At 66.4% G+C, this 11,728-nt stretch carries 11 protein-coding genes; 2 read left to right on the top strand and 9 right to left on the bottom strand.

The annotated features are described in order from the left end of the window. From NYR97_RS08700 to NYR97_RS08720, 5 genes are read right to left on the bottom strand one after another with little or no spacing between them, the layout of a single operon-like run. Entirely contained in the window at nucleotides 1-294 is a 294-nt protein-coding gene (locus tag NYR97_RS08700; protein ID WP_168959031.1) for an STAS domain-containing protein, read from the bottom strand. Continuing rightward, nucleotides 284-946: an MlaC/ttg2D family ABC transporter substrate-binding protein gene (locus NYR97_RS08705; RefSeq protein ID WP_316697562.1), complete on the bottom strand. Its 663-nt coding sequence runs from the start codon at nucleotides 944-946 to the stop codon at nucleotides 284-286. The genes NYR97_RS08700 and NYR97_RS08705 overlap by 11 nt, the downstream gene beginning before the upstream one ends. Beyond that, nucleotides 943-1,491 (bottom strand): outer membrane lipid asymmetry maintenance protein MlaD, encoded by a 549-nt coding sequence (mlaD, locus tag NYR97_RS08710; protein ID WP_316697563.1) that lies wholly within the window; start codon nucleotides 1,489-1,491, stop codon nucleotides 943-945. Before mlaD ends, NYR97_RS08705 begins: the two co-directional genes overlap by 4 nt. 11 nt (nucleotides 1,492-1,502) lie before the next feature. Next, the gene (locus NYR97_RS08715; RefSeq protein WP_316697564.1) at nucleotides 1,503-2,252 is read right to left on the bottom strand and encodes an MlaE family lipid ABC transporter permease subunit; all 750 of its coding nucleotides are present in this window, start codon (nucleotides 2,250-2,252) and stop codon (nucleotides 1,503-1,505) included. Beyond that, nucleotides 2,252-3,046, bottom strand: a complete 795-nt coding sequence (locus NYR97_RS08720) for an ABC transporter ATP-binding protein (protein ID WP_205393058.1) — start codon at nucleotides 3,044-3,046, stop codon at nucleotides 2,252-2,254. The genes NYR97_RS08715 and NYR97_RS08720 overlap by 1 nt, the downstream gene beginning before the upstream one ends. Nucleotides 3,047-3,281: 235 nt before the next feature. On the opposite strand from NYR97_RS08720, the gene NYR97_RS08725 reads away from it, so the two are divergent. After that, nucleotides 3,282-3,569 carry a DUF6916 family protein gene (locus NYR97_RS08725; protein ID WP_046346129.1) on the top strand — a complete coding sequence of 96 codons (288 nt, stop codon included), beginning with the start codon at nucleotides 3,282-3,284 and terminating at the stop codon, nucleotides 3,567-3,569. A 6-nt stretch (nucleotides 3,570-3,575) separates the two neighbouring features. Here NYR97_RS08725 and NYR97_RS08730 read toward each other — a convergent pair whose 3' ends face one another. From NYR97_RS08730 to NYR97_RS08745, 4 genes are all read right to left on the bottom strand, one after another. Beyond that, nucleotides 3,576-4,103, bottom strand: coding sequence for a GNAT family N-acetyltransferase (locus tag NYR97_RS08730; RefSeq protein ID WP_316697566.1), 528 nt, complete (start codon nucleotides 4,101-4,103; stop codon nucleotides 3,576-3,578). 36 nt (nucleotides 4,104-4,139) lie between these two features. Next, on the bottom strand, nucleotides 4,140-4,676 hold the full coding sequence (locus NYR97_RS08735; RefSeq protein WP_205393056.1) for a phage tail protein: 537 nt from the start codon (nucleotides 4,674-4,676) through the stop codon (nucleotides 4,140-4,142). Nucleotides 4,677-4,734: 58 nt separating this feature from the next. Continuing rightward, nucleotides 4,735-5,262: a phage tail protein gene (locus NYR97_RS08740; protein ID WP_210762559.1), complete on the bottom strand. Its 528-nt coding sequence runs from the start codon at nucleotides 5,260-5,262 to the stop codon at nucleotides 4,735-4,737. Nucleotides 5,263-5,333: 71 nt separating this feature from the next. Next, nucleotides 5,334-5,879 carry a phage tail protein gene (locus NYR97_RS08745; protein ID WP_210762558.1) on the bottom strand — a complete coding sequence of 182 codons (546 nt, stop codon included), beginning with the start codon at nucleotides 5,877-5,879 and terminating at the stop codon, nucleotides 5,334-5,336. A gap of 263 nt (nucleotides 5,880-6,142) precedes the next feature. Between NYR97_RS08745 and NYR97_RS08755 the strand changes: the two genes are divergently transcribed. Beyond that, the gene (locus tag NYR97_RS08755) at nucleotides 6,143-11,464 is read left to right on the top strand and encodes a putative Ig domain-containing protein (protein WP_425613050.1); all 5,322 of its coding nucleotides are present in this window, start codon (nucleotides 6,143-6,145) and stop codon (nucleotides 11,462-11,464) included. Nucleotides 11,465-11,728: the final 264 nt, after the last annotated feature.

Raw genomic sequence — 11,728 nt, forward strand, 5'->3', positions numbered from 1 at the left:
TCAGGCCTGAAAATCGAAAGTAGGGGACAAGCGATAAGCGGCGCGCAATTCGTCCAGACCGGACGCCTCACCCACCACCGTAACGGTACCAGTGCTGCGCACGCGTGCAGCCAGTTCGGCCAGCATCGCCACGCCGGCACTGTCCAGGCGTTGTACACCGGACAGGTCAAGCGTGCGAATGCCGTCCAGCTGCGCGACCGCCTGCGGCCAGGCCGCAGTGACCGCCGCCCGGTCGAGCACGCCGGTGAGTGCCAGCGTGTCGCCGTTGCGTTGCACGGAGCTGTTACTTGCCATTGGCCGGTGCCGCACCAACCTGCAGATTGCCGCTGCGCAGCTCGGCGGCGACCTTGGCGATGCCCTTCTCGCGCAGCGGGCCGTCGAACTGGGTCTTGAAGGTCTGCACGTAGGAGATGCCTTCGATCATCACGTCGAAGATCTTCCACTGGCCGCCGACGTTACGCATCATGTAATCGACCGGGGTCGGGTCGTTGCCGGCGCGCAGCAGGTCGGTGGAGACCTTGACGCCGCGGTTGCCCGGCAGCGCGCTCTCGGACTTGGCGCGGAAGGTCGGCTTGCCCTCGAAGTTCAGCAACGCGGTGCCGTAACGCTGCATCAGGTTGTCGGCCAGCGCATCGGCAAACAGCTTGACGTCCGCATCGGAGGCGCCACGGCCGTTGACGCCCAGCACCAGACGTGCCGAGTAGTCGCGGTCGAAGGCCTTGTTCAATTCGCCGTCGATGTACTGACGCAGCGCAGCCGGGTTGCTGCGGAACTCGGCGCGGCGCTGATCCAGCGTGCTCAGGATGCGGGTGCTGCTGTCGATGACGGTCTTGGTCGCTGCGCCCTGCGCAGGCGCGCTGGCGGCAGCCGGCTGCGCCAGCACGGTGGCCGGTGCGCACACTAGCAGGGTCGAGGCCAGGACGGCGGAAAGCAGGGTGGTCTTCATTGGTGAGGTTCCGTAGAGGGAGGAGCGGGCTGGGCAGGCGCGGGCGCCTGGCCGTCGGTGGCGGCCGGGGCATTGCTGCCACCACTACCGCCACCACTGAACATGTATTTGCCAACCAGCTGCAGCAGATCCACCGCCGGTTGGGTGAAGCCGATTTCTTCGCCCGGCTTGAGCGTCTCCGGGTCGCCGCCGGGCTGCAGCCCGATATAGCTCTCGCCCAGCAGGCCGCTGGTGAAGATGCCGGCCGAGGTGTCGGCGGGCAGATCCTTGTATTTGTTGTCCAGCGACAGGGTGACCACCGAGTCGAACTTGGTTGGATCCAGGCTGATGTCGGACACCTTGCCGATGGTCACCCCGCCGATCTTCACCGGCGCCTGCGCACGCAGCTGGCCGATCTGGCTGAAGCGCGCGGTCAGCGTGTACTGGCTGGAGCCGAAGCCCCAGCGCTGGTTGGTCGAGGCCACCGCCAGCACCAGCAGCGAGGCCAGGGTCAGCAGCAGAAAGGCGCCGACGGCGAATTCGAGTCGTGGTCCACGCATGGCCATAGTTATTCCACTCACCTAAACAACATTGCAGAAAGAACGAAGTTGAACATCAGCACCAGCAGTGAGGCGTTCACCACCGCGCGGGTGGTGGCGATCGAGGTGCCTTCGATGGTCGGCTCGGCATGGAAGCCCACGTAGGCGGCGACCAGTGCGGCGGTGCCGCCGAAGATCGCCGACTTGAGCATGGCCACGCCAAAGTCGTCCCAGAAGTCCACGCTGTTGCTCAGCCCCGACCAGAATGTGCCGTTGTCGATGCCCAACACGTGTACGGCCTCGAAGTAGCCGCCAGTGATGGCCAGCGAACAGAACACGCCGGTCAGCAACGGCACCGTCAGCACCGCCGCCCAGAAGCGCGGTGCCACCGCCTTGGCGACCGGATCGATGGCCATCAGTTCCAGCGCCTTGATCTGGTCGGTGGCGCGCATCAGGCCCAGCTCGGCCGCGATCGAACTGCCGGCGCGGCCAATGAACAGCAGTGCGGTCAGCACCGGTGCCAGCTCGCGGTACAGCGACAGCCCCAGCAGCGTGGACAGCGCATCGGAAGCGCCATAGGTGGTCAGCGTGCGGTACCCCTGCAGCGTCAGCACCAGCCCGACGAAGGCGCCGCCGACGGCGATGATCGGCAGCGAGCGCGCGCCGACCTTGTAGATCTCGCGCACCAGCTCGGCGATGAAGTCGCGCGTGGGCACCGAACCGCTCAGCACGGTCAGCGAGAACAGCCCGGCGCGGCCGAAGGCACGGATCGATTCGACCATGGCCATCAGGCGGCACTCCGGTCGCGCCGCGGCGCCGCATCGAAGGCGATCGGCCCATCCGGCTGGCCATGCAGGAACTGCTGCACCAGCGGGTCGGTGCTGTCCTGCAATTGCTCGGGCGTGCCGGCGAACACGATGCCGCCATTGGCGATCACCACCGCCTGGTCGCTGATCGGCAGGGTTTCGTGCACGTGGTGACTGACGATGATGCTGGTCAGCCCAAGGCTGTCGTTGAGGCGCTGGATCAGGCTCATGATCACGCCCGACGCGATCGGGTCCAGCCCGGTCAGCGGTTCGTCATAGATCATCAGCGGCGGGTCCAGTGCCAGCGCCCGTGCCAGCGCCACACGTCGCGCCATGCCACCGGACAATTCGCGCGGCCAGGCATCGGCGGCGGCCAGCAGGCCCACTGCGTGCAGCTTCATCTGCACCAGCCGTTGCAGCACCGCTGCCGGCAGGCGGGTATGCGTGCGCAGCGGCAGCGCGACGTTGTCGGCCACGCTCAGGTCGGTCAGCAAGCCATTGCCCTGCAGCAGCACACCGACACTGCGGCGCATCTCCAGCAGTGCACGACTGCCGCGCGGAATTTCTGCACCGAACAGGGTGACCGTGCCGGCGACCGGACGCAGCTCGCCGGTCAGCGCAGCCAGCAAGGTGGACTTGCCGCTACCGGAAGGACCGAGCACGGCGGTGATGCTGCCGCGTGGCACGTCGAGCGAGACGTCGCGCAGGATCGTGCGACCGCCGCGATCGATGCGGACACCGGACAACTGCACGACAGGAGATGCGGACGCCGTCATCGAAGCCTTTAACAGAATTCCAACGCGATAGAGTAACCGTCACACGGCTGAACATAACCGAACCGGCGCGTGCAGTATTGTCGCATGACGCCTGTACCGCAGCAGACGCATCACGGCTGACACGTGTGCAACAAGCCGTCTCATGCATGACGCAATGCAATCTTCGAATGCGCGGGTGTTGTGGCAGGTATGCCCTATGTGGATGATCGGATTTTCTGCCGACCATGAGCACAAAATGGACTTACTGACCCTGGAGCACTTTGCTGGCAGCGTCAACGACACGTTCTCGGCTGCATTGAACGAAGGCGAGGTTCCATTCGTGCTGGTCGAGGCGCGGCCGTTGCCCACCAAACACGCAGTCCATCGCGCGCCGTTCTCGCTGCTGTTCCGCAACAGCTCGGCATTTCTGTTTCCACAGCAGACCTATCGGTTACGTCACACGCGGCTGGGCGAGATCGGCATCTTCCTGGTGCCGGTGGCGCGCGAGCGCGATGGCTTTCTGTATCAGGCCGTTTTCAACTGAGCGCGTTCAACTGCGGTGCTCGGGAAAATGCCAGTGCATCTGCAGATGCGTCTGGCTGCTCATACCCGTGACGAAACCGTGGCGGACATACAGTCGCTGCGCGGCGGGGTTTGAGTGCAGCACGTGCAGTGACAATCCGCATCCCGCCTCTCGCGCCATCGCCTGCGCGTAGGCGAGCAGTTGCGAGCCGATGCCCTGGCTGCGCCAGTCAGGCAGCAGGCTGATATCCACCAGCGTATGTTGCGTGGCAGCGCGGTGCAGATACAGGCGCCCGATACGCAGATCCTTGGCCTGGACGATCAGAAAGTCGCCGCCTTCAAAGTGTTGCTGGTAGTGCGCGCGCTGCAGCGCGAACTGCTGCTGAAGAAAAGCGCGTTTGCTCGCCTCCGGCCACGGTACCGGTGCCAGCTCGTCGCTGCGGGTGCTGGCATAAAGCGCCTGCAGCCACGTGATGTCGGCTGGCTGCTCGGGGCGCAGCGCAAGGTCTACTGCTCCCCGAATAGCGGTAGCGCTCGTTACGGACTGCATCCTCATCGCCGCCTCTGCAACGCGCCCGGGTGACGGCAGCGCTCAGTTGAACGCCGGATAGTCGCCCTGCAGCGCAATGCAGAAGTTCACGGCCAGATAGGGCTGGCGGTTCTCGTGCGCCTGTCCGCTGCCGGTAGGCAACAGCATGGTCGGGGAGAATTGCTTGTCCGGCGCGACCGCCAGGAACGGACGCTCGGTGTTGACGTTCAGCGACGACAGCGCCACACCGTTGCCTGGCGTGCCCGTCTTCTTGGTCACGTCCGGCTGCGAAAGTATGTTGACGCCATGCTGGTGCATCGGGATCTGCGTGCTGAGCAGGCTTTCCGACGCAGAGCCGAAGTTGCTACCCAGCGTGTGCGGGGTCAGGCCCGGCCCCGCACCCTGCTGGCAACCGGCGCGTGCGGAAAAGTTCGGTAACTGGAAGGTGCTGCTGCCGTTGCCGCCATAGGCCACGCCGAGCAGGGAATACAGCGTGGTGTTCTGCGCGATCGGCAGCGTGGCGCCATTGCAGAACGCCCAGCCGTAGGGGTTGTAGTCGAAGCCGAACAGCTGGATTTCGCCGATATAGGGTTCGGTCATGAACAGATTCTCCGATGAAGCGGATGCATACCGCGGCCTGACCGGCGCGGCGCGGGGATCAGGCCTGCTGCGGAAAGATGCCCGTGGTGGCGATGCAGTACTGCACCGTCAGTGTCGGCATGAGGTTGTCGTGCGGCTGGTTGCCGCCGGCGAACGAGGTGCTCTGCGTGGACATCGCCGAGGTGGTGCCACCGGTCGCATCGCTCACGTAGAACGTGCTGCCGTTGACCGCCGCCGGCAATAACCCCGCAGGTGCGGTCGCCGTCGCTGCGGTGGTGGTGGCCTGAGCGGTGTGCGTGTGCGCCGGCATCTGCAGGTCCGTCAACGTCACCGTCTCGGTGCCGGCGTGCTGGGCGAGCACGTAGTTGCTCAGGCCCGGCCCCTGGCCCTGGTGGATCGGCAGGCGGCCGCGCAGATCCGGCACGCCGAACGTGCTGGTGCCATTGCCACCGTAGACAGTGCCGAGCAGGACGTACAACGGTTCGTATTCTGAAATCTGCAGCAACGAGCCGTCGCACGCCTGCCAACCCTGAGGTGTGCGGCCAAAACCGAACATGCGGATTTCGCCAATGAAGGGTGTACCCATGAAATTCTTCCTGGTCGATGGGGCGTCGTACGCAAGGCTGCGTGCGCCGGCGCCCCCGGATACGGGGGCGCCTAACTGCGCGAAGGGAAGATGCCGGACAGCGCGATGCAGAAATTGATCGTGGTATACGGCTGCTGGTTCGGATGCGCCTGGCTGCCGCCGCTGTTGGCGATCGTTGACTGGGATAGCGGCACCATCGCGCCAGGCGCGGCGTATAACGCGTGCGCAGTCCCCGAGGCGACGTTGTTGTTCGCGAACAGACGACCTGTTGGTGTGCGGTTGTCGCCGTTGGCGCTGCTGCAATCCATCAGGTGGCTGTGCGGGGGCAGGTTGTCTGCCACCAGCGTCACCGTCTCCGCGCCTGCCGCCTGGCCCATGGGAGCGGCAGGCGGCTGCCAGTTCGGATCCGCCGACGGCCCATAGCCCATCGGGGTGCGCCCACGCATGTCCGGCAAGCCGAACGTGGTCCTGCCGTCGCCGCCGAAGCGCGTGCTGAGCAGACTGAACAGGGCCTGGTTCTGATTGATCGGCAGCAATTGCCCGTTGCACTGCGCAAAATACTTCGGCGCGAATGCGAAACCGGTCAGCATGATCTGGCCGATGAAGAACTCACTCATGCAGCTCTCCCTACGTAGGTGCGCCGCCGACCGATTGCCGGAGACTGACGTACTGATACCTGCCGAGATTGCACAGCACAAGCCATCGGCGTCTTGAACTGGAATGAAGTATTAATTTTTCATTCTTTAACTGCCAGTCAGTTCCTGTTTAAATAGCTCCACAGTCCAATCGTATGCCCATTCAGGCATTGGTTGCGCTGATCCGAGGCACCAGGACCGTTGCCGACGCCATTGGGGTGGCGTGTTTTTTTGGGGGAAAACATATGTCTACGAACTTGACCGCCTCAGGTGGTGTGCGCCCGCTGTTGCGCTGGATGCTGGCGCTGTTGCTATTGGCGACCTCTCAGGTTGCCCTGGCCGCCTACTGCCCGACGCCGAAAAGCGCCACCGTCAATTCAGGTGGCTCGGTGTCCTTCGAAGTCGGCGACTGCGACGGCCCTTCCAATTTCGGTATGACCGATCCCGGCGTGCCCCCTGCGCATGGCACGTACAGTCTTCCCGGTCAGAATCCTGACAGCACCGAACAGGTGACCTATACCAACAACGGCGATGGTGCGACATCGGACTCGTTCTATCTGCTGGACGAGGACAACAACCAGATCGTCTTCAACATCACCGTCAATCCCTCGCGCACTGCCAGCATCGCGGTGAGCCCGGCCAGTCGCAACGAAGACAGCGGCGCTGCCTTCACCTACACGGTGACGCTGAGCCAGACCAGCAGCTCGGCGACCACGGTGAACCTCAGCCGCAGCGGCACCGCCAGCAGCGGCACCGACTACACCGGTGCGCCGAACAGCGTGGTAGTGCCCGCCAACGCCACCACGGCCACCTTCGCCGTCACCCCGGTCGCCGACACCACGGTGGAGGCCAATGAGACGGTGGTGATCAGCGTGGCCAGCGGCAGCGGCTATGCCATCGGCAGCCCGTCCAGCGCCACCGCCACCATCGTCAACGACGACTTTCCGACCGCATCGATCACGGTGTCTCCGTCCAGCGTGCCCGAGGACGGTGCGGCCAACCTGATCTACACCGTCTTGCTCGACCAGGCCGCGCAGAGCGCGGTGTCGATCGCCTTCAGCGTCGGCGGTAGCGCGACCTCGGGCACCGACTACGCGGCCGTGAGTTCGCCGCTGACGATCCCCGCCGGGCAGACCAGCGGCACCATCACCATCAATCCCACCGCCGATGCCACCATCGAAGCGGACGAGACCGTGGTGATCAGCCTGGCTGCGGGCAGCGGCTACAGCGTGGGGTCGCCCAACAGCGCCACCGGCACCATCGCCAACGACGACCAGCCGTCGCTGTCGATCAACGACGTATCCGTGAACGAAGGCAATGCCGGCACCACCAATGCCACCTTCACTGTCTCGTTGAGCCAGCCGGCCGGCGCCGGCGGCGTCAGTTTCGATATCGCCACCGCCGATGGCACCGCCACCGCGGGCGTGGACTACGTCGCCTCCAGCCTGACCGGGCAGACCATCCCCGCCGGCAGCAGCAGCGCCACCTTCACCGTGCTGGTCAACGGCGACACGCTCAGCGAACCCAACGAGACCTTCTTCGTCAACGTCAGCAACGTCAGCGGCGCCAGCGCCGGCGACGTTCAGGGCCTGGGTACCATCGTCAACGACGATGCAGTGCCGTCGCTGTCGATCAACGATATCAGCGTCAACGAAGGCAACAGCGGCACCACCACGGCCAATTTCACGGTGAGCCTGAGCGCGGCCAGCGGTCAGACCGTGTCGGTCAATTACGCCACCGCCGACGGCACTGCCACCGCCGGCAGCGACTATGTCGCGCGCTCCGGCACGCTGACCTTCGCGCCGGGCACCACCGCGCAGGGCGTGGCGATCACCGTCAATGGCGACACCGCGGTCGAAGCCAACGAGACCTTCAGCGTCGGCCTGTCCGGCGCCAGCAACGCCGGCATTGCGCGCGCCACCGGCACCGGCACCATCCTCAACGACGACGTGGTGGTGACGGTCGGGCCAGCCTCGCTGCCGGCGGCCACCGCCGGCAGTGCCTACAGCCAGAACCTGAGCGCCAGCGGCGGCACCGCGCCGTACACCTTCGCCGTCACGGCCGGTGCGTTGCCGGCCGGGCTGACCCTGAGCGTTACCGGCGTGCTGTCCGGCACACCCACCGCCACCGGCAGCTTCAACTTCACCGTGACCGCCACCGATAGCGGCGGCAGCCCCACCAGCGGCAACCGTGCCTACACGCTGACCGTGGCCGGCGCGACGGTGACCCTGCCGGCGACCAGTTTGCCGGCCGGCACTGCAGGCCAGGCCTATTCGGGCGCGCTCACTCCGGCGACCGGCGGCATTGCACCGTATACCTACGCCGTCACCGCTGGCGCCCTGCCGGCGGGTATCACGCTCAATGGCAGCAGCGGCGCCTTGACCGGTACGCCCGGCAATGTGGGCAGCTTTGCCTTCAGCGTGACCGCCACCGACAGCACCAGCGGCACGCCATCGCAGGCAACGCAGAGCTACTCCCTGACCATCGCCGCGCCACCGATCGTCGTTGCGCCGTCCACGCTGCCGGCCGCCACGCGTGGCACTGCCTACAGCCAAGCGCTGAGCGCCAGTGGCGGAACCGCGCCGTACACCTACACGCTGGCAAGCGGCACGTTACCGGCCGGCCTCACCCTTGCCAGCAACGGCACGCTGTCGGGTACCGCAACGGTGGAAGGCAGCTTCAACTTCACCGTGACCGCGACCGATGCAGGCAGTTTCACCGGCGATCAGGCCTACAGCCTGACCGTAGCCGGCCCGAATCTGGTACTGCCGGCCAGCACCTTGCCGGCCGGTACGGCCGGGCAGGCGTATTCGGCGGCAATCACGCCCGCCACCGGCGGTACCGCGCCCTACAGCTATGCAGTGACTGCAGGCGTGTTGCCGACGGGGGTTGTCGTGGACGTGGCCAGCGGTGCACTGAGCGGCACGCCGACCGTAGCGGGCACGTTCAACTTCACCCTGACCGTGTCCGACAGCACGCCCAGCCCGGCGGCGCAGGCCAGCCGCAGCTACACGCTGACCATCGCGGCACCCGTCATCGTGGTGGCGCCCACCGCGCTACCGGCGGCCACGCGCGGCACGGCCTATAGCCAGACGCTGAGCGCCAGTGGCGGCACTGCGCCTTACACCTATGCGGTGAGCGCAGGCAGTGTGCCGGCCGGCCTGACTCTGGCCAGCAACGGCACGCTGTCCGGCAATCCGACGGTGGAAGGCAGCTTCAACTTCACTGTGACGGCGACCGACGCGAACAGCTTCACCGCTGCGCAGGCCTATGCGCTGACGGTGGCCGGCCCGAACCTGGCGTTGCCCGCCAGCAACCTGCCGGCAGGCACGGCCGGGCAGGCCTACGCGGCGACGATTGCTCCGGCCACCGGCGGCACCGCGCCCTACAGCTATGCAGTGACTGCAGGTGCATTGCCCAACGGTGTTGTCCTCGATGCGGCGACCGGTGGCCTCAGTGGCACGCCGACCCTGTCGGGCACCTTCAACTTCACCCTGACCGCGACCGACAGCACGCCCAGTCCGGCCGCCCAGGCCAGCCGCAGCTATGCGGTCACCATTGCAGCGGCGACGCTGGTGCTGGCGCAGCCCACCCTGCCTCCAGCGACGCGCGGCAGCGCGTACAACCAGGTGCTCACGGCCAGTGGCGGCGTCGCGCCGTATCGCTACAGCATCGCCAGCGGCACCTTGCCGGCTGGCCTGACGCTGGCCAGCGACGGCACGCTGTCGGGTACGCCAACGACGCAGGGCACCTCGTCCTTCACCATCGCGGTGGCCGACGCCGGCAATGCCAGCGCCACCCAGGCCTACAGCTTCACGGTGGGCGATGCGGCGCCGGTGGCGGTGGCGGATGTGGCGGCGACCATGACCGATGCTGCGGTGACGGTGGCGGTGACCGCCAACGACACCGGCAACATCGCATCGATCGCCATTGCCACTGCACCGACCAACGGGACCGCCGTGGTCAACGGGCTGGAGCTGGTCTACACGCCGGCCGCCGGTTTCGTCGGCACCGATGTGGTGAGCTACACGGTCACCGGCAGCGGTGGGACCTCGGCCCCGGTCACGTTGACCATTACGGTCAACGCACGGCCGGTGGCGGTGTCGGTGACGGCCGCGGCAGTGCCCGGCGAGGCGCAGCAGGTCGATCTGACCCGCAATGCCACCGGCGGGCCGTTCGTGGCTGCGGCCGTGGTCGCGGTGCTGCCGGCCTCGGCCGGTACCGCCACGATCACGCAGGTGGGCGGTGCCTCGGCTGCGGCCGCCGCAGCGCGTGCCTCCGGCCCGTCGCCGGCGGCGGCTGCAATGGCCGAATCGCCCAGCTTCATGCTGACTTTTACGCCTAACCCGGCATTCGTCGGCCAGGCCACGGTGCAGTTCACCTTGTCCAATGCGTTCGCCACCTCGGCCCCGGCCAGCGTGGTGTTCACCATCGCGCCGCGCCGCGACCCCAGCGTGGATGCGGAAGTGCGCGGCCTGATCGATGCGCAGTCCGAGTCCACGCGCCGCTTTGCGCGCGCGCAGATCGACAACTTCCAGCGCCGCCTGGAAGCGACCCATCGCGGCGGCGGCACCTTCAGCAACGCGGTGAGCTTCCAGCCGACCTCGCACTGCCGTCAGGCCGACCGCGGCATCAGTGCGCAGCCGTGCAGCCCGGACACGCAGGAGGCCGACAACGACTTCCGCGATGCGCCGGCAATGGCCAGCAGCGGCAACAGCACGGCGCAGGGCCAGGGCGATCTGGGGCTGTGGGTGGGCGGTGCGATCCGCTCGGGCAGCCTGGACAAGCAGTCCAACAACAACGGGGTGGACTTCCAGACCGACGGCCTGAGTGTGGGCGCCGATTACCGGGTGGCGCAGTCGCTGGCGATCGGTGCGGGCCTGGGTTGGGGCCGCGACGACAGCGATGTGGGCAGGAACGGCAGTCACTCCAAGGCCACCGCCTACACCATGGCGCTGTATGCCAGCTTCCATCCGGGCAAGGCGTTCTTCTTCGACACCCTGGTCGGCTACCAGCTGCTGTCCTACGACCTGCGCCGCTATGTCACCGATGACGCCTCGATGGCCGAAGGCAACCGCGACGGCAAGCAGTGGATTGCGTCGGTCTCCACCGGTGCGGACCTGCAGCGTGGCGAGTTGCAGATCACCCCGTATGCGCGTGTGGATGTCGCCCGCGCCACGCTGGATGGCTATGTCGAGGACGGCGTGGCGCCGTTCGCGCTGCGCTATGACGACATGGACGTGGCCACCACCACCGGCAACCTGGGCCTGCGCCTGGAATGGCGCCGCGAAGTGGCCTGGGGCCGGCTGACCCCGCAGTTGCGCGTGGAATACCAGCGCGACTTCCAGGGCCGTGGCGATGCCACGCTGAGCTATGCCGACCTGAACGGCGGGCCGTTCTATCGTGCCGGGCAGAGCGCATTCGATCGCAACCGCCTGATGGTCGGCATCGGTGCGGCGTTGTTGACCGAGCAGGGCCTGTCGACGCGGCTGGAATACCGCGGCATCACCGACGGCGACAGCAACAACGATCAGACCTGGATGATCAATCTGGAAAAGAAATACTGATCGTCTCCAGCGTCATGCACTGAGCAATGCGATGGGCCGGGCGACTACCCCGGCCCATCGCGTTTGTGATGCGGCCGGAGGTATGTGTTGCATGGCTGCGTTGGTGCTGCGATGCGCATTGGTCGACGGGGAGTTGTAGACAGACCGCCAAGCGCATCGGCCGCAGTGCATCTAAGCCAACGTGCAGCCTGGTCCGCCTGTCTGCTTTCCTGCCGGTGCCGGGTTTGGTCAGGTCCGCAACGCGTCGGCAGTCGATCGCCACGC

Source organism: Xanthomonas hydrangeae (assembly GCF_032697525.1).
GTDB lineage: Bacteria > Pseudomonadota > Gammaproteobacteria > Xanthomonadales > Xanthomonadaceae > Xanthomonas > Xanthomonas hydrangeae.

Bases quoted from the DNA above. Each gene is read 5' to 3' on its own strand.
- NYR97_RS08735 (WP_205393056.1), bottom strand. From the start codon at position 4,676: ATGACCGAACCCTATATCGGCGAAATCCAGCTGTTCGGCTTCGACTAC.
- NYR97_RS08730 (WP_316697566.1), bottom strand. From the start codon at position 4,103: ATGAGGATGCAGTCCGTAACGAGCGCTACCGCTATTCGGGGAGCAGTA.
- NYR97_RS08700 (WP_168959031.1), bottom strand. From the start codon at position 294: ATGGCAAGTAACAGCTCCGTGCAACGCAACGGCGACACGCTGGCACTC.
- mlaD (WP_316697563.1), bottom strand. From the start codon at position 1,491: ATGGCCATGCGTGGACCACGACTCGAATTCGCCGTCGGCGCCTTTCTG.
- NYR97_RS08720 (WP_205393058.1), bottom strand. From the start codon at position 3,046: ATGACGGCGTCCGCATCTCCTGTCGTGCAGTTGTCCGGTGTCCGCATC.
- NYR97_RS08755 (WP_425613050.1), top strand. From the start codon at position 6,143: ATGTCTACGAACTTGACCGCCTCAGGTGGTGTGCGCCCGCTGTTGCGC.
- NYR97_RS08705 (WP_316697562.1), bottom strand. From the start codon at position 946: ATGAAGACCACCCTGCTTTCCGCCGTCCTGGCCTCGACCCTGCTAGTG.
- NYR97_RS08725 (WP_046346129.1), top strand. From the start codon at position 3,282: ATGGACTTACTGACCCTGGAGCACTTTGCTGGCAGCGTCAACGACACG.
- NYR97_RS08715 (WP_316697564.1), bottom strand. From the start codon at position 2,252: ATGGCCATGGTCGAATCGATCCGTGCCTTCGGCCGCGCCGGGCTGTTC.
- NYR97_RS08745 (WP_210762558.1), bottom strand. From the start codon at position 5,879: ATGAGTGAGTTCTTCATCGGCCAGATCATGCTGACCGGTTTCGCATTC.
- NYR97_RS08740 (WP_210762559.1), bottom strand. From the start codon at position 5,262: ATGGGTACACCCTTCATTGGCGAAATCCGCATGTTCGGTTTTGGCCGC.